The organism is Methylocystis borbori (genome assembly GCF_036576025.1).
Lineage (GTDB): Bacteria > Pseudomonadota > Alphaproteobacteria > Rhizobiales > Beijerinckiaceae > Methylocystis > Methylocystis borbori.
In genome coordinates, this window is record NZ_JAZHYN010000003.1 from 46,396 (window position 1) to 62,733 (window position 16,338).

Sequence of the window (16,338 nt, forward strand, 5' to 3'; positions counted from 1 at the left end):
GGCGCTAAACGTCTCCCGCCGCAGGCGAGCGGCTGAGACGCTGCGCCCCGCGCGTCGATGTCGGCGCTGGATGCGACAGGCTGACCCTGAAGCGGAAACGGCGGCATTAACAACCCTGTCTGGAAAACTGAACGGTTCAGTTCTACTCGGTCATTATGTTGATGCGCGAAGTCCAAGTCAATGCTAAACTGAACCGTATAGTTCAGTTCGCGGCGAGGAGAGCCCCACGCGCGGACAGGTCTGAAATCAGACCGAATAGACCTGATTTTTACGTCATTCTTTCGGCAGGGACCAAGCTCGTCTATTTGGAATTCTTCCGGGCGGCGGAGAGCGAAAAAAGGGTCGGCGGCGAGCCAAAGACGGGGAAGATCGAGAGCATATGTCGACGAATGCAGAGCCGGCTCCGGGAACGGCGGAAGAGCATGTCCAAGGCCGCAAGGAGGCGCAAATCCTTTGCGCGGCGCGGCTGGAGTTTCTGAAACACGGGTTTTCGGAAACCAGCATGGACGCCATCGCGCGCGCGGCCTGCGTTTCGAAGGCGACGCTCTACGCCTATTTCCCCAGCAAGGAGGCGCTGTTCAGCCATCTGGTGCAAAAGGAATGCGAGGAGAAATGCCGCGACATCCCCGCGCCCGACCTCGACGGCGGTCTGACTCCCGCGCTCGAAGCCTTGTGCCGGCATTTCATTTCCCGCTTTCTGACCAAGGACTCCGCCGCCTTCTTCCAGACCGTCTCTAGCGAGCGCTGGCGCTTTCCCGAACTTTGCCGCCTGTATTTCACCACCGGCAAGAAGACGGTGCTCGACTTCGTCGCCGGCTATCTCGACGAGGCGAAGAAAAGAGGCCTCCTCCTGTTCGACGACGCGCATATGGCCGCCGAACAATTGCTCAATCTCGCCGTAGCCGATCTTCCGCTGCGCGTCGCGCTGGGTCTCGAACTGCGCAGCGAAGCGGAATATGAAAAAATCATGCAGGCCGGGATTACGGTTTTCCTGAAGGCCTATGGCGCTTCGAACGCTCCCCGCGCGTGAGACAAGACGTTCGTCCAGTCCAGCCGAACTCCCCGGGCGCGTAAGTCTCATTTCTCATTGGAAGACATATCGAAGAAGCGGTTGCCCGGACGCGGCAGGCCGAGATTTTCGCGCAACGTCGCGCCTTCATATTCGCGCCTGAAAATCCCGCGCCTTTGCAGCTCCGGCACGACGAGATCGACGAAATCGTCAAGTCCGCCCGGCGCATGGGAGAACATAATATTGAACCCGTCGGCGGCGCCCGTGAAAAGCCATTCCTCCATTTCATCCGCGATGGCCTTCGGCGCGCCGATGAAGCCGAACCCGGAATAGCCGCCAGCGCGTTGCGCGAGTTGGCGCACGGTCAGATTTTCCGCGGCGGCGAGCTCCATCATTCTTTCGCGCGCGCTCTTGCTTGAATTGGTCTCGGGAATGTCCGGCAGCGGCGCGTCGGGGTCGAATTTCGAGGCGTCGACGCCGAGCATGACCGAAAGCGACGCGATCGCGCTTTCATAATGTACGAGACTGTCGAGCTTGGCGCGTTTCGCGCGCGCTTCCTCCGCCGTTTCGCCAACGACGACGAAGGCGGCGGGAAGAACCTTCAAATGGTCGCGGTCGCGGCCGATCCTGTCCATGCGGCTTTTGATGTCGGCGTAAAAGGCGCGCGCGCTTTCCAAGCGGCCGCCGGCCGCGAAGACGACTTCGGCGGTTTCGGCGGCAAGCTGGCGGCCGGCTTCCGAAGCGCCGGCCTGCACGATGACGGGCCAACCCTGGATGGGCCTTGCGATGTTCAAAGGACCGAGGACTTTGAAAAACTCGCCTTGGTGATCGAGCGCGCGAAGCTTGTCGGGATCGAAATAGACGCCCGTTTCGACATCGCGGACGAAGGCGTCGTCCGCCCAGGAATCCCAAAGTCCCGTGACGACGTCGATAAATTCGCGCGCCCGTCGGTAGCGCGTCGCATGTTCGAGATGCTCATCGCGGCCGAAATTCTTCGCCTCCATCGGATTGCTGGACGTCACGACGTTCCAGCCGGCGCGGCCATTGCTGATATGGTCGAGCGAAGCCATTTTGCGGGCGATGTGATAAGGCTCGTTATAGGTCGTCGAGGCAGTGGCGATAAGGCCGATATGCTCGGTGAGGACGGCGAGCGCCGGAAGCAGCGTCAGAGGATCGAAGGAGGTCACGGTCGCGCTGCGCTTCAGGGCCTCGACCGGCATGTTGAGCACGGCGAGGTGATCGGCCATGAAAAAAGCGTCGAAGCGCCCGCGCTCCAGGGTCTGCGCGAAACGCGCCAAATGCCGGAAGTTGAAATTGGCGTCGGGATAGGAACCGGGATAGCGCCACCACGCCGTATGGATGCCGACCGGGCGCATGACGGCCCCAAGATGCAAGCGACGTTGCTCCGCCATGTTTCTCGCCTCGTTGGACTTCATTCGTAACGCGACTGATCCCTTCGCCGACTGTCATTCCCGGCAGGCCTGACCGGGATCAGAATCTCTCCTTATACGGCCTCAAATCCATCTCCTGCGTCCACGCCGAACGCGGCTGCTGGTGAATCCGCCAATAGGTCTCGGCGATCGCGTCAATATCGAGAAGGCCGTCGTCGCCGCGCGCATTCACGAAATCCGGCATGAGCCCGCGCAGCCATTCGCCATTGATGCCCCCGTCGATGACGACATGCGCGACATGGAGTCCGGCCGGCCCATATTCGCGCGACATGCTCTGGCTGATCATGCGCAGGCCAGCTTTGGCGACGGCGAAATGCGCAAAATTCGCGCTGCCGCGCAGACTGCCGGTGGCGCCAGTGAAGATGATCGTTCCGCGTCCGAGAGGCAGAAGCCGCCGCGCGGCCTCCTGGCCGACGAGAAAGCCGCCGAAACAGCCGATGCGCCAATAGGCTTCGAACTGCGCCGGCGTAATCTCGGCGAAGGGGATGCGCGCATTGGCGCCGGCGTTGAAGACCACGACGCTCGGCGCTTCATGCGCGGCGTCGGCGTCGAAGGCTTTGGTGAAGAGATTGCGCACGTCGCCCTCGTTAGTCGCGTCCGTCGCCACCGCCTCCGCCGATCCGCCGCCCGCCGCGACGCCGGCGACGACCCGATCCAGCTTCTCCCGCGTGCGGCCGGCGACGAAGACGTGAAAATTCTCGCGCGCGAATCTGCGCACGACGGCTGCGCCCAATCCCAATTCCACGCCGACGCCGACGACGATGGCCGAAGGCTTCTTTTGCGGCGGGGTCGTTTCTGCAGCCATGCGTTGCTCCTTAAGAGAAGATCGAACTCTTGGTCCCGCTTTTACCTCATCTCATTCATCGGTCGCGCAAGGACCGGTCGGTCATCGCAAATTTCATTCTGGCATTGAACGCCTTGCCCGAAGCGGCGAGGCGCCGCGCATAGGGAGCGGTTGGCGTCAAAATCCGACGGTCTTTTTTAAGTTGACTATTTCAGTATATATTATAGATATTATCGCAGATAACGAGAAGCGGCGGCGTGACATCGCGGAGTTGGCGCGCGCTTTCGGCGTGCGAGTCCCTCATGACCCAGGCGTATTACAGTCAGGCCAATCACGGCCCCTTCGCCGAGCATGGCCTCGGTGACTTCGAGCTGGAGAATGGCGAGCAAATACGCGGCCTCCGACTGGCTTACGCCACCTTCGGCCGCCTCGCGGCGGACAAGTCCAACGCCATTCTGTTTCCGACCTGGTATTCCGGCACAAGCAAGATCGTCGAGCAGGCCTATATCGGCCCCGGTCGTGCGCTCGACCCCGAAAAATACTTCATTATCCTGGTCAACCAAATCGGAAATGGTCTCTCTTCATCGCCCAGCAATACGCCCGCGCCTTTTGGCGCGGCGCGCTTTCCCGCCGTCGCCATCGGCGACGATGTGAAAGCCCAATATCGTCTGGCGACCGAGAAATTCGGGATTGAACGCCTCGCGCTGGTCCTTGGCGGCTCGATGGGGGCGCAGCAAACCTATGAATGGGCCATCCGCTATCCGGACGCCGTCCGCCGCGCCGCGCCCATCGCGGGCCTCGCCAAGGGAACGGCGCATAATCGCTTTCTGGTCCAGACCTTCATCGACGCCATCGCGAGCGATCCGGCGTTTGATGACGGCTGGTACGCCGACGCCGGCCGGGTGCATCGCGGCCTTCGCCGTCACGCTGGCCTCTTCGCGGCGTCGGGCTTCACGCCGGATCTCTTCAACCGCCGCGCCTGGGGCGGCCTCGGCTTCACCACGCGCGAAGATTTCGTCACCGGCTTTGTCGAAAACCATTTCCTGCCCCAGGACCCGAACAATCTCATCCTGCTGGCGAGGAAATGGCGCGACGCCGACGTGACGCGCGGCGCCGGCGAGAGCCTCGACGCTTCGCTCGCCCGCATCAAAGCCAAGACCTTCGTCATCGCGATCGAAGAGGACGGCTTCTTTCCCCTGAAGGATATCGCGGCGGAGCAAGAGAAAATTCCCGGCGCGAGCCTCAAGCGCGTGTCCTCGGTCTGGGGCCATCTCGCGCTCTTCGGAGTCGACCCCGCTTACAACGCCGCGATCGACTCCATTCTTTCGGAGCTTCTCGGCTGACGCCGCAGCGGCGCCCCTGCCCGATTTTTCCCGCCGCGCCGGCGGACAGCCTGTTCCCCAAGCCTGCACGAAGACGTGCGAACCGTAAGAAAGGACGACGCTATGTCAGACGAAAAGCCCCCGATCGATCCGCATCCCTTGAGCCCCTATGTCGCCTGGGCGGGGAACCGGAACAAAGACCCGATCCTGTCCGTATTCAGGGAGATATTCCCCAAGGAAGGCGACGCGCTCGAACTCGCCAGCGGCGCCGGGCTGCATATCAACTATTTCGCCCCGCATTTCCGCGGCGTGAAATTCCAGCCTTCGGACTATGACGTCGAGGTTTTCGAGACGATCAAGAAAAAGCGCGCGGACCAGGGCAACGACAATGTCGCGGACCCCGTCCGCATCGACCTGACCGACCCGTCGTCCTGGCCGACGGAGGACAAGAAATATGACGCGATCTTCGTCATTAATCTCTTTCAGGTCGCGCCTGTCTCGATCGCCGAAGGCATTACCGCGCTCGGCGCGCGCGTGCTGAAGCCCAACGGCTTCATCGCCATCTACGGGCCCTTCAAGCTCGATGGCGAATTCACGACGCCCTCGAACGCCGACTTCGACGCCACGCTGCGCGGCGCGGGCGTCACCGAATGGCATCTGAAGGATACGAAGGACATCGCCGCGGCCGCGGCCGCCAATGGCCTCGCGCTGAAGGAAAAGGTGAGCCTTCCCGCCAATAATTTCATTCTCAAGATTGCGCGCGCATAAGATCGCGCGCACGCTTGAACGCACATGCGTCGATGCGCCTTGCGCGCGTCGAGGCATGCCGTTCAGGTTTTAGAATTCGACGCCTCGAAGCCCCCTTTCTCGCGCAAAAAGCCGAAGCGAGGCGGCGCCCCAACGCAAAGGAGCAGGACGATGAGCATCAAGAAGGTTTTTCTCTACGCGGAAATTCAGGTCGCGATCCCTTTCGAGAAGATCGACTGGAAAACGATCGACAAGCAGATGAAGGAGAATCCCGGGCTGAAGAGCAAGACCTGGCTCAGCGGCGTCAATAATCACTCAATCGGCGGATTCTACGAATTCGATTCTGTGGAGAACGCCAGAGCCTATGCCACAGGCTATCTGGCCAAGGCGGCCGACCAGCTCGGCGGGTTGCTCTCCGTGAAGCTGTTCAACGGCGATGTCACGGCCGAAGCGAGCAAGGCCATCTATTCGCCATTTTACGCCAATGAGGCCGGGCCGGTTCGGGTCCCCGCTGAAGCGGACGCCTAAAGTCCCGAGGCGGGAGGCGTTCCGTATCGGTTAATTGGCGTCTGCGGCCGCGCCGGCCGCGTCAAATTCTCGCGGTTCATCGCCCCATTCCACCGCGAGAGCGCGATCGTCGCTTTCCTTGCGTTTGGCCGGCGCCGCCGGCGCGCCGAGATAGACGAAACCGATAATGCGCGTCTGAGGAGAAAAGCCGAGCGCCTCCACGACGCGCGGGTCGTGAGCGGGCGCGCCCGTGCGCCAAATGGCCCCAAGGCCGAGGGCGTGCGCGGCGAGAAGAATATTCTGCGTCGCCGCGCCGCCCGCAAGGATCTGCTCGATTTCGGGAACCTTTGGATTGGGGGTGGGCGTGACGGCGACGACAAGAATCGCCGGCGCGCGCAGCGGCTTGAGCCGCTCGCGATCGAGCGCCTCCGGCGCGACGCCCGGCTCGCTCACGCGCAAGGCGTTGGCGACGACGTCGCCAAACCGTTGACGCGCTTCGCCGCGAATGATGAGGAATCGCCACGGACGCAGCCGCGCATGATCGGGCGCGCGCGCCGCGGCGCGCAGAAGGATCGCGAATTGCGCATCGGTCGGCCCTGGTTCCGACAAGGCCGAAACGCTCGATCGCGTGGCGATGGCTTCAAGAACATCCATTTCTCTTTCTCCCTGCGCCGCGTTTTGGACGATTGAGAACCGCTGGATCACACTGCATTTGGGCGAAGCCGCCCCGATGCGGATAACGGAAGCGATCTTTCCATAATGCGCGCGGGCGGTCAGGCCAAGCCCGAGCCCCGCGATCAAAAAGGGCGGTCGCTTCGGCCGCCGGTTGACGAGGGTTGCGCGCCAGCTTGCCAAGAGCCAGGATTGACTGAATGATCGGCCCGGCATAGGGCTTCGCGCCGCGACGCGCGCGTCAGTCCCGACTTGCATAGAGCTCCCGCGCCAAGAGCCGCCCATTCCCGTCTTCCAGGCCTCGATCATAATGACGAACATCAAGGCGCTCGCGCAGGCAATTATCGTCAACCTCATCGTTTTCATGGTTATGGCGTGCATCGCCTTATTGGCTTTGGAATTGATCTTGAGGACGACGGAGCTGCTCGATCAAACCAACAGCCCGACCCCGTCATACATTCCCGACCGTCTGAAAAACGAAGATAGCCGCATCGGCAAAATAGGATTTATTGACGTCAACGGCTTTCGCACCGCCGTCGAAATCCCCGATCTGATCGATCATTTGCGACATAATAAGAGATGCAAGATCGTCGTTTTGGGCGATAGCTACGTTTGGGGCGACGGCCTGAGCCCGGATATGCGATGGCCGGCGAAATTCCAGAATTTAGTCAATTGCGACGTCTATCCTTTCGGTAAGAACGGCTGGAGCAGCCTGCATTATTTCGGATTTTATGAAGAGTATCTGAAAGATCTAGATTTCGACTATTTGCTGATTGGGCTGGTGGCGAACGACCCGCATCCAATGGGGAAGTTTCTCGGGCACAATTACGAGCCTACCTTCATGCCTTATCATTTGACGGATCTGTACTCGATTTCATACATGTTTAATCTACAAAAATACGATTATCTTCTGAATAAGAGCCTTGCTTTTGGCTATATCGATCAGCTTGTAAAGAATTATCTCGCGACGAAAGCGCCGATTGTTGGTTCTCCGCAGCACCCGCCAATCATCGCCTACAATTACAAAAGCTGGACAGACCGAATTTACGAAGACGACATCTATAATCTCTGGGAGTCGGCTCTTGCCGATTTCGCAAAGATTTCACGCCACCGATTTGGGTTTTTGTTCACGCCCATCGACGCGACGTCTGACGAGCAAGCGCGATGGAACAAGATCGAGCGCACGTTGCAAAAGTTCAATTTTGTCTATGAGAACGCTTTGGAGGACCAGAAGGCGATTTTTGGCGATGCGCCGCGGCCGAGATCATTCTGGGCGAATCCGGCAGACGGCCATCCGGGCGACGTTCAGACGACGATCTTCGCCAATAAAGCCCTGCGGCTTTTGAAGAGGCTTGGATATAAAGACAATGTAAAATAAAATTTCGCGAGACCAGCGCGCCGGCGATTTTTCGCAGGGCGCGGCGGTTTGACTTTCGTAAAGTCAGGGCGTTATCGAAACTGAGCAATATTGGGCGCGCTATGCGACAAACAGGAACGGCGCATCGACGCCAGATGACCATAAGCGCAATTCGAACGGCCGCGTGAATGTCGAGTCACGAACCCCTTCAATCGCATCGCAATGTCGCTTCGGGTTCGAACCGGAACTTCGGACTGACCTTCGCCGCGGTTTTTTTTATTCTCGCCATATGGCCCTTGCTGCGGCATGGCGAATCGCCGCGTTGGTGGGCCCTCGCGGTCTCGCTGGCGTTTCTCGGCCTCGCCCTTTACGCCGAAGCGCGTCTCGCGCCGCTCAACCGCCTCTGGTTCAAGCTCGGTCTTGCGCTGCATTCGGTCGTGGCGCCGCTCATCATGGGCCTGCTGTTCTATGCCGCTGTCACGCCGATGGCGTTGGTCATGCGCGCGCTCGGCAAGGACATTCTCCACTTGCGCCGCAACGACGCGAAATCATATTGGCGCGACCGCGCGCCGCCGGGGCCTGCTGCGGGCTCGATGAAAAACCAATTCTAGCGCCAGCGCGAAACGCGGGCGGGCCGCCGGGAACGGCAATCCAGTAAGAAAGGGAACGATATGTCGTTCATTAAGGAGCTGTTCGCCTATCTCATCGCTCAAAAGAAGTTCTGGCTCTTCCCCCTGATCATGCTTTTCGCCATCATCGGGGCGATCTTCGTCGTCAGCCAGGGTTCGGTCGTCGCGCCCTTCATCTACACGCTGTTCTGAGAAGCGAGATGATCGTCCTCGGCATCTCCGCGTTTTATCATGACAGCGCGGCGGCTCTGGTTCGCGACGGCGAAATCGTCGCCGCCGCGCAGGAAGAGCGTTTCACTCGCAAGAAACACGACGCCCGTTTTCCCGAAAATGCGATCCGCTACTGCTTGCGCGAGGCGGGCGTCGACGGCGAGAAAGTGGACCGCGTCGCCTATTACGAGAAGCCTTTCGTAAAGTTCGACCGCCTTCTCGAAACTTATCTCGCCTTCGCCCCAAAAGGCTTTTCCTCTTTCCGCAAGGCGATGCCCTTATGGATGAATGAAAAGCTGTTCCAGCGGGACCTGCTGCAGAAAGCGCTCAGCGCATTGGACCCGGCGCTGGGCGGCGCCGACAAGCTGCTCTTTTCGGAGCATCACTTCTCGCACGCCGCTTCCGCTTTCTATCCCTCGCCCTTCCCGCGCTCGGCGGTGCTGACGATGGACGGCGTCGGCGAGTGGACGACGACTTCCCTTTCCCTCGGCAATGGATCCGATCTGTCGATCACGAAGGAAATCCATTTTCCGCATTCGCTCGGACTGCTTTACTCGGCTTTCACTTATTACACCGGGTTCAAGGTCAATTCTGGCGAATATAAAGTGATGGGCCTCGCGCCTTATGGCGAGCCGAAATATGCGTCGCTGATCTTCGAGCATCTCATCGACGTGAAGCCGGACGGATCATTTCGGCTCAACATGGATTATTTCGATTATTGCACCGGGCTCAGGATGACCGGCGCGGAATTCGACGCGCTTTTCGGCGCGCCGGCAAGAACGCCGGAGCAGCCGCTCGAACAGCGGCACATGGACCTCGCCGCGTCGATCCAGGCCGTCACCGAAGAGATCGTGCTGCGTCTTGCCCGTTCGATTGCGCAGGAAACGGGGGAGAAAAATCTTTGCCTTGCGGGCGGCGTCGCCCTCAACTGCGTCGCCAATGGCAAATTGCTGCGGGAAAAGATTTTCGACGGGCTTTTCATCCAGCCGGCGGCGGGCGACGCCGGCGGCGCGCTCGGCGCGGCGCTCGCCGCCTACCATCTCCAAGAAGGCGGCGCGCGGCGCATTTCCGGCGATCGCGACGCGATGAAAGGATCCTATCTCGGGCCTGCCTATGATCAGGCCGATACGGAACGCGAACTCGAACGAATCGGCGCGAGGTTTTCCGTCGTCGACGAAGACGGACTCATCGAGGAGACGGCGCGGGCGCTGGCGTCGCAGCAGGCGGTCGGCTGGCGGCAGGGCCGGCTCGAGTTCGGTCCGCGGGCGCTGGGCGGCAGCTCGATTCTCGCCGACCCACGCTCGCCGAAGATGCAGAAAAATCTCAATCTCAAAGTCAAGTTCCGCGAGAGCTTCCGGCCTTTCGCGCCTTCCGTCTTGCGCGAACGGGTGAGCGACTGGTTCGAGATGGAGGGCGACTCGCCCTACATGCTGCTAGTCGCCGACGTGAAGGAAAGCCGCCGCCGTGAGATGACGCAGGACGAACAGGACCTGTTCGGGATCGACAAATTGAATATCGTCCGTTCGGACATTCCTGCGGTCACCCATGTTGATTATTCGGCGCGCATTCAGACGGTGCATGAAGACACGAATCCGCGGTATCACCGATTGCTGAGCCGCTTCGAGGCGTTGACGGGTTGTCCGGTTCTCGTCAATACGAGCTTCAATGTGCGCGGCGAGCCGATCGTGACGACGCCCCAAGACGCCTTTCGCTGCTTCATGGGATCGGATCTCGACTTTCTCGCTGTCGGCAATTGCGTCTTACGCAAGCAGGATCAGGATCAAAGTCTCGCCAAGAGTTACGAAAGCGCTTTCGAACTTGATTGATCGGGCGACCCGCCTCTGATCCCGGGCGGCGCGCGCGGTTCAGTTGGGGCTGTGCCGACATTCTGCCGGACCCCCGATGAATATTGATGTCTATGCGGCGCTTCGCGGCGTCGCCAGTCGCGGCGTTCTGCTTGGGGAAGGGGCGCGCTCCAATGTCGGTTCAGCGACGGGCCGATGGCCGGCGTGATCCGAACGCCCGTGGACGATTAAAAACTAGTTTTATTCAATAAGTTATTGGCTGGGGGACCTGGATTCGAACCAAGATTAACGGAGTCAGAGTCCGCTGTTCTACCGTTGAACTATCCCCCAAGGCCGCGCGAGAGGCGGATCGCAGGTGAATTAGCTAAGAGCGGCGCATGGTGTCAACCACGCCAGGTCCCGGCCACACCGCGCCGACCCAAAAAGGCCGGACGCCTTGCGAGCGGCGCGCCGATCCTGCAAAAAGGGAGTTTACGCGGCGGCGCGTGACGGCCAGCGATTCGCCGCGACGGCCGCAGCGGAGCGCCGCCACATACGGCTGGGCGAGAACGGCTTGGCGGAAACGGCTTGGCGGAAACGGCTTGGCGTGATGGATCGAGCATTGGGACCCGATCGGCCCTTGACGGCGGCGCCCGCGGCGTCTCCCGATTGGAGCCGGCACACCTATGCGGCGCTCGATCTCGGCACCAATAATTGTCGCCTGCTGATCGCGCGGCCGGAGCATCGCCCGCGCCGCCGCAACGCCGAGCTTCTGCGCGTCATCGACGCCTTCTCGCGCATCGTGCGGCTTGGCGAGGGGTTAGCCCGCGCCGGGCGGATCAGCGAGGAGGCGATCACGCGCACCATCGCCGCGCTCGACGTCTGCCGCGAGAAAATGGACGCGCGCGGCGTCACCCGCGCGCGGCTCGTCGCGACCCAAGCCTGCCGCGGCGCCGAGAATGGCGACGAATTCGTCGCGCGCGTGCGCGAACGCACCGGGCTGGAGCTCGAGATCATCGACCGCGAGACCGAGGCCCGCTTCGCCGCGCGCGGTTGCGGCGCGCTCGCCGATCCGACGGCCGAAAGCGCGCTGCTCTTCGATATCGGCGGCGGCTCGACCGAACTCGTCTGGCTTGCGCGCGCCCCAGAGACCGGCGGCTATTCCTTCCGGGCCTGGACCTCGCTCGAACTCGGCGTCGTGACCCTCGCCGAGCATTTCGGCGGACGCAGCGTTTCCGCCGAGACCTTCGCGGCGATGGCGCGGCACACCCGCGAGAAGCTCGCGCCTTTCGCGCAGGCGATGGAGAACGAGCGGCGCTGCCCCCGCTTCCATTTGCTCGGCACCTCGGGCACCGTCACCACGATCGCCGGCGTGCATCTCGGCCTCGAGCGCTATGACCGCTGGCGCGTCGACGGGCTGTGGATGAGCGACGACGAGGCGACGCGCGCCATCGCGCGGCTGCGCGACATGGATTTCGATGAGCGCGTCGCCAATGGCTGCATCGGGCCGCAGCGCGCCGATCTGGTGCTCGCCGGCTGCGCCATTTTCGACGCGATCCGCGAGCTTTTTCCGGCGGAGCGCACGCGCATCGCCGATCGCGGCTTGCGCGAGGGCATGCTGCTGGAGCTGATGGAGGAAGACGGGGCGCTGGCGCGAGGCGTCTGAAAGACCTCCGAAGCGGCGTCGAAAAAGCGTTAATTCAATGCGCTACAGACTTTTCCTGCATGGTTGGGGTAAGAATATGCGCCACCCTCGACAGGGAGCGGAAAGTCGGCGGACGACGACGGCGCGGTTTTGCGGCATATCTCGAGCGAAGAATTTTATGACAGGCATGCTCTCAACGACCCCCAGGGACAGGCTTCCCGCAGAGCTTCCGCAGTCCGCGCTTACGCCGCCGCGCATGGAGAAAATCAATGACCGCCGCCCGCGCCTATAGGCCCTGCGTGGGGGTGATGCTCCTCAACGCCGAAGGCTTCGCCTTCATCGGGCGCCGCCGCGCCAAAGGCGCTTTCGACGACACGCGCCACCCCTATCTGTGGCAAATGCCGCAGGGCGGCATCGACGAGGGCGAGACGCCCTATGAGGCGGCGCTGCGCGAACTTTACGAGGAGACCAATATATCGAGCGTCACCCTGCTCGCAGAGGCGCCCGATTGGCTGAGCTACGATCTGCCGAGCGACGGCAAGAACCGCTGGAGCGGCAAATATGTGGGACAGACGCAGCGCTGGTTCGCGCTGCGCTTTACGGGGGACGAGAAAGAAATCGACATTCTCGCGCCCGGCGGCGGCGCGCATAAGCCCGAATTCGACGCCTGGCGGTGGGAGCGGCCGGCGGCGCTGCCCGATCTCATCGTGCCGTTCAAGCGGCATGTCTATGAAGAGGTGGTGAAGGAATTCAACCCCTATTTGATCGCTTAAAAGATTAACCGAGCGGGTCTTCTCCCAGACTTTTCGCGGCTCATCCGTAAGCGCGATTTCTCGATTGCCTCCTGCCATGCTAGGACATTCCCCGTGATTGGGGCTCCCGCGGCCTGACCGGACGCGGAGAAACTCCTTGAGACGATAAACTAGAGCGCCTGTCGCCGGCGTTGTCGCGGCAGGAAGAGACAGGCGCTGTCATTCAAAAAAATCCTGAAACGCTGGGCTCGTCGACACGAACGACGGGCGCGCCGGCGAGCCCCCTCCAACTTACCCAAAGGACTGCCCTTATGACGGCCATTGCAGACACGCCTTTCGCCAAGCTCGACGCCGAGGGCCGGCTTCTGAAGCCCATCCTGAACGCCGATACGCATGTCGCCGGCCGCTTCGGCTATCGCGGCGAGATTTCTTACGATGATCCCGAGACGGTTCTGAAAGAGGTCTTTTCCGTATCTGAAAGCGGCAAACCCGGGATCGGCTTTTTGGCCGGATCAATCGCCAATTACGAAAGCCTGCCGAAGCTTGTTGAGACGTTCGGGCCGGCCTTTAATGAAGACGGGAAATATTTTATCTATATCGCCGATCTGCCGCAAGGCAATCGGCTGTGCATAAGATTTGGAGACGTGAAGATATTCGCAATATTTATTGATGGAACATCAGTATATAATGAACTCATCGATACGTTTTATGTTGATAAAGTGAAATTGAAGAAATTTGATACATCGGCCAAGCTCGACGCTCTCGCCGATGTTGGCCTAAAATATTCATCTCCTTCAGATTATATGGAAGTTTCTTACGAAGACGGATTGAAGATAAAGAATGCGAATTAGGTTCGAAACCCATAAGCCGTAAGACGCCGCTCCGCCTCACGCCGCCCGCACCAGCCGGGCGGCGAAAAAGCCGTCGATGCCGGCGAGCCGCCCATCTGCATTCGGCCAGTAATGCGGCAGCGTGCGCAAATCGCCCTCTTGATTGACGAATTCCTCCGGCGCGCCCTCGCGGGGCTCGATCGGCTGACGGCGAAAATCCGGGTTGCGGCGCAGAAAGGCCGCGATCTGCTGCTCGCCTTCTTCGGGTTCAAGCGAACACGTGCAATAGACGATGCGCCCGCCCGCCCGCGTCAGGAGCGCGGCGCGATTGAGCAGGCGCGTCTGCAAAGCCGCGAGCGTCTCGATGTCGCCGGGTTTTTTCGTCCAGGGCACGTCGGGATGGCGCCGAATCGTGCCCGTCGCCGAACAGGGCGCGTCGATTAAAATCGCGTCGAAGGGCTGCGCCTGATAGCCAGCGGCGTCGCCCACCGCCACATCTGCGTGGAGATTGAGGCGCGCGAGATTGGCGGCGAGCAGCTTCAGCCGCTCCGCTGAACGGTCGAGGGCGACGACGCGGGCGCGCGCAAGCGCGATCTGCGCCGTCTTGCCGCCGGGCGCCGCGCACATATCGAGCACGCGTTCATCGGGGCGCGGCGCGAGCAGGCGCGCCGGCAGGGCGGCGGCCGCGTCCTGCACCCACCATTCTCCCGCGTCATAGCCGTCGAGCTGGGCGACGGGCGTGCGCGAACGCAGGCGCACGGAGCCCGTCGGCAGAACGACGCCATCAAGGCGCTTCGCCCATTCCGCCGCGTCGGATTTCACCGTGAGATCGAGCGGCGGCTCCAGCATGTGCATGGCGACGATCGCCCGGGCGACCTCCTCGCCATAATGCTTGCGCCAGCGCTGCGCGAGCCAGTGCGGCGCGTCATATTCGCCGCTTGCGGCGAGCGCGAGGAATTCGTCGCGGCGGCGGACGAGATTGCGCAGCACGCCATTGACGAGGCCAGCGAAAGGAGCGGTCTTCGGTTCGAGACGCGCGGCGCGGACGGCGAGATCGACGGCGGCGTGATCGGCGGCGTCGAGAAACAGGATTTGCGCCGCCGCCGCGATCAGCGCGAATTCCAGCCGCGCGGCCTGACGCGGCAGGCCCTTCTCGAGAAGCTCGGCGAGCGCATGGCGAATGACGCCAAGCCGCCGCAGAGCCACGGTGGCGATTGAGCGCGCGAGCGCCGCGTCGCGCGCGTCGAGTCCCGAAAGGCGCGAGGGCACGGCGTTTGGCGAAAAACATTCGTCCAGCCGATGGCCGCCCTGCACGACGTCGCAGACGATATTGGCGGCGGCGAGACGCGCCAAAAGTCCTGGCGTCTTCGCCGCCTCGGCCTCCCGCGCCGCCTCCGCCGGCACGAAGCCCTGCCGCGCGGCCTGACGAAGAGGCGCGCGCGCCGGTTTGGGCCGGGACGAAAATGTTCTACTGTCGCTTGTCACAATAGCCGTCCCTGCTGCCCCAACGCGAAGCGAATCATAGCACAATCAGTGTGGCGACGGGGCGAATGCGCAAAGGAAAAGCCATGGCGGAAGGCGTCGACGCCAAGGAAGCCGAGAGAGCCTGCGGGAACCTCGCGCCTGCCGCGAGACGCGCGCTCGCCGAGGCCGCGGAACGCCGTTGCGCGGCCCCAAAGCGGCCAGAGCCGCCGCAGGAATTGGGCGGGCGCGGCGGGCTTGATCCGGCGCGTTACGGCGATTGGGAAGCCAAGGGAATCGCGAGCGATTTTTGAATCTTTCTCGCGCATGCGAAAAAATAGAAAAATAGATTGACGGGGTCATTCATGTCGATGCGACGCGCGATCGGGGTTTTCTTAGTGTCCATAGCGTTCTGCGCCGCGCCGCTTGAAGCGGCATTGGCGCAGAGTCTTGATCTCGCGACAGCGAAAATTGTCGATCTCACGCATCCTCTGGACGCCAACACCATCTTCTGGCCGACTTCCGATTCAGGCTTCGAGTTGAAGCAGTTGCACAAAGGCCCGACAAAACGGGGCTTCTTCTATTACGCCAACGACTTTTGCGCGCCCGAGCACGGCGGCACGCATCTCGACGCGCCGATGCATTTTGGAGAGGGACGCTGGACGAATTCCGACATTCCGCCCGAACGCTTCGTCGGGCCGGCGGTCGTGATCGACGTTGCGGCGAAGGCCTCCGCCGATCCGGATTATGTGCTGACGGTCGCCGACATCGCCGCCTGGGAGGCCGCGCATGGACGCATTCCAGAGCGCGCGATCGTGCTGCTGCGCACCGGCTGGAGTTCACGCTGGCCGGATAAAAAGGCCTATCTCGGCGACGATACGCCGGGAGACGCCACGCACCTCCATTTTCCCTCCTTCGGCGCGGACGCGGCGGCCTGGCTCGCCAAGGAACGGCGCCCCAATCTCATCGGCGTCGACACCGCGAGCGTCGACTACGGTCCCTCGCAGGATTTCTTCGTTCACCGCATTCTCGCCGGCGCGAATATCGGCGGGCTCGAAAATCTCATGAACCTCGATCAATTGCCGGAGACCGGCGCGACCGTCGTGGCGCTGCCGATGAAAATCGCCAATGGCTCGGGCGGCCCGGCGCGCATCATCGCTTTCGTTCCGCAAAAATAG

17 protein-coding genes and 1 tRNA gene are annotated in these 16,338 nt (G+C 61.7%); 13 read left to right on the forward strand and 5 right to left on the reverse strand.

Annotated elements, in window-relative coordinates:
- Window positions 1-379: 379 nt before the first annotated feature.
- The gene (locus V3H18_RS01705) at window positions 380-1,030 is read left to right on the forward strand and encodes a TetR/AcrR family transcriptional regulator (protein ID WP_332080148.1); all 651 of its coding nucleotides are present in this window, start codon (window positions 380-382) and stop codon (window positions 1,028-1,030) included.
- A gap of 47 nt (window positions 1,031-1,077) precedes the next feature.
- Here V3H18_RS01705 and V3H18_RS01710 read toward each other — a convergent pair whose 3' ends face one another.
- Both V3H18_RS01710 and V3H18_RS01715 read right to left on the reverse strand, forming a co-directional pair.
- A complete protein-coding gene (locus tag V3H18_RS01710) occupies window positions 1,078-2,421 on the reverse strand; it encodes an LLM class flavin-dependent oxidoreductase (RefSeq protein ID WP_332080149.1) in 1,344 nt (447 codons plus the stop codon).
- 79 nt (window positions 2,422-2,500) lie between these two features.
- Window positions 2,501-3,265 (reverse strand): SDR family NAD(P)-dependent oxidoreductase, encoded by a 765-nt coding sequence (locus V3H18_RS01715; protein ID WP_332080150.1) that lies wholly within the window; start codon window positions 3,263-3,265, stop codon window positions 2,501-2,503.
- Window positions 3,266-3,546: 281 nt separating this feature from the next.
- Here V3H18_RS01715 and V3H18_RS01720 point away from each other — a divergent pair, with 281 nt between their 5' ends.
- The 3 genes from V3H18_RS01720 (at window position 3,547) to V3H18_RS01730 (ending at window position 5,841) form a co-directional block, all read left to right on the forward strand.
- Window positions 3,547-4,587, forward strand: coding sequence for an alpha/beta fold hydrolase (locus V3H18_RS01720; protein ID WP_332080151.1), 1,041 nt, complete (start codon window positions 3,547-3,549; stop codon window positions 4,585-4,587).
- Between the two features lie 102 nt (window positions 4,588-4,689).
- Entirely contained in the window at window positions 4,690-5,334 is a 645-nt protein-coding gene (locus V3H18_RS01725) for a DUF938 domain-containing protein (RefSeq protein WP_332080152.1), read from the forward strand.
- A gap of 150 nt (window positions 5,335-5,484) precedes the next feature.
- Entirely contained in the window at window positions 5,485-5,841 is a 357-nt protein-coding gene (locus V3H18_RS01730; protein ID WP_332080153.1) for a YdhR family protein, read from the forward strand.
- A 30-nt stretch (window positions 5,842-5,871) separates the two neighbouring features.
- Here the strand turns inward: V3H18_RS01730 and V3H18_RS01735 are convergent, their stop codons facing one another.
- Entirely contained in the window at window positions 5,872-6,474 is a 603-nt protein-coding gene (locus V3H18_RS01735; protein ID WP_332080154.1) for a nitroreductase family protein, read from the reverse strand.
- Between the two features lie 328 nt (window positions 6,475-6,802).
- Between V3H18_RS01735 and V3H18_RS01740 the strand changes: the two genes are divergently transcribed.
- The 4 genes from V3H18_RS01740 to V3H18_RS01755 all read left to right on the forward strand — a co-directional run bounded on the left by V3H18_RS01740 (window position 6,803) and on the right by V3H18_RS01755 (window position 10,514).
- Window positions 6,803-7,870 carry an SGNH/GDSL hydrolase family protein gene (locus V3H18_RS01740; RefSeq protein WP_332080155.1) on the forward strand — a complete coding sequence of 356 codons (1,068 nt, stop codon included), beginning with the start codon at window positions 6,803-6,805 and terminating at the stop codon, window positions 7,868-7,870.
- Window positions 7,871-8,037: 167 nt separating this feature from the next.
- Window positions 8,038-8,460, forward strand: coding sequence for an SxtJ family membrane protein (locus V3H18_RS01745; RefSeq protein WP_332080156.1), 423 nt, complete (start codon window positions 8,038-8,040; stop codon window positions 8,458-8,460).
- A 60-nt stretch (window positions 8,461-8,520) separates the two neighbouring features.
- Entirely contained in the window at window positions 8,521-8,670 is a 150-nt protein-coding gene (locus V3H18_RS01750; RefSeq protein ID WP_332080157.1) for a DUF5989 family protein, read from the forward strand.
- 8 nt (window positions 8,671-8,678) lie between these two features.
- The gene (locus V3H18_RS01755; RefSeq protein WP_332080158.1) at window positions 8,679-10,514 is read left to right on the forward strand and encodes a carbamoyltransferase family protein; all 1,836 of its coding nucleotides are present in this window, start codon (window positions 8,679-8,681) and stop codon (window positions 10,512-10,514) included.
- Between the two features lie 235 nt (window positions 10,515-10,749).
- On the opposite strand, the gene V3H18_RS01760 is transcribed toward V3H18_RS01755, so the two are convergent.
- Window positions 10,750-10,823, reverse strand: a tRNA-Gln gene (locus V3H18_RS01760).
- 289 nt (window positions 10,824-11,112) lie between these two features.
- On the opposite strand from V3H18_RS01760, the gene V3H18_RS01765 reads away from it, so the two are divergent.
- The 3 genes from V3H18_RS01765 to V3H18_RS01775 all read left to right on the forward strand — a co-directional run bounded on the left by V3H18_RS01765 (window position 11,113) and on the right by V3H18_RS01775 (window position 13,720).
- The gene (locus V3H18_RS01765) at window positions 11,113-12,138 is read left to right on the forward strand and encodes a Ppx/GppA phosphatase family protein (protein ID WP_332080159.1); all 1,026 of its coding nucleotides are present in this window, start codon (window positions 11,113-11,115) and stop codon (window positions 12,136-12,138) included.
- Window positions 12,139-12,386: 248 nt separating this feature from the next.
- Window positions 12,387-12,890: an RNA pyrophosphohydrolase gene (locus V3H18_RS01770; RefSeq protein WP_332080160.1), complete on the forward strand. Its 504-nt coding sequence runs from the start codon at window positions 12,387-12,389 to the stop codon at window positions 12,888-12,890.
- A 290-nt stretch (window positions 12,891-13,180) separates the two neighbouring features.
- Window positions 13,181-13,720 (forward strand): hypothetical protein, encoded by a 540-nt coding sequence (locus tag V3H18_RS01775; RefSeq protein WP_332080161.1) that lies wholly within the window; start codon window positions 13,181-13,183, stop codon window positions 13,718-13,720.
- 36 nt (window positions 13,721-13,756) lie between these two features.
- On the opposite strand, the gene V3H18_RS01780 is transcribed toward V3H18_RS01775, so the two are convergent.
- Complete coding sequence (locus tag V3H18_RS01780) at window positions 13,757-15,187, reverse strand: RsmB/NOP family class I SAM-dependent RNA methyltransferase (RefSeq protein ID WP_408631743.1); 1,431 nt, start codon at window positions 15,185-15,187, stop codon at window positions 13,757-13,759.
- An 80-nt stretch (window positions 15,188-15,267) separates the two neighbouring features.
- Here V3H18_RS01780 and V3H18_RS01785 point away from each other — a divergent pair, with 80 nt between their 5' ends.
- Both V3H18_RS01785 and V3H18_RS01790 read left to right on the forward strand, forming a co-directional pair.
- Entirely contained in the window at window positions 15,268-15,474 is a 207-nt protein-coding gene (locus tag V3H18_RS01785; RefSeq protein ID WP_332080162.1) for a DUF1674 domain-containing protein, read from the forward strand.
- Window positions 15,475-15,558: 84 nt separating this feature from the next.
- A complete protein-coding gene (locus V3H18_RS01790; protein ID WP_332080163.1) occupies window positions 15,559-16,338 on the forward strand; it encodes a cyclase family protein in 780 nt (259 codons plus the stop codon).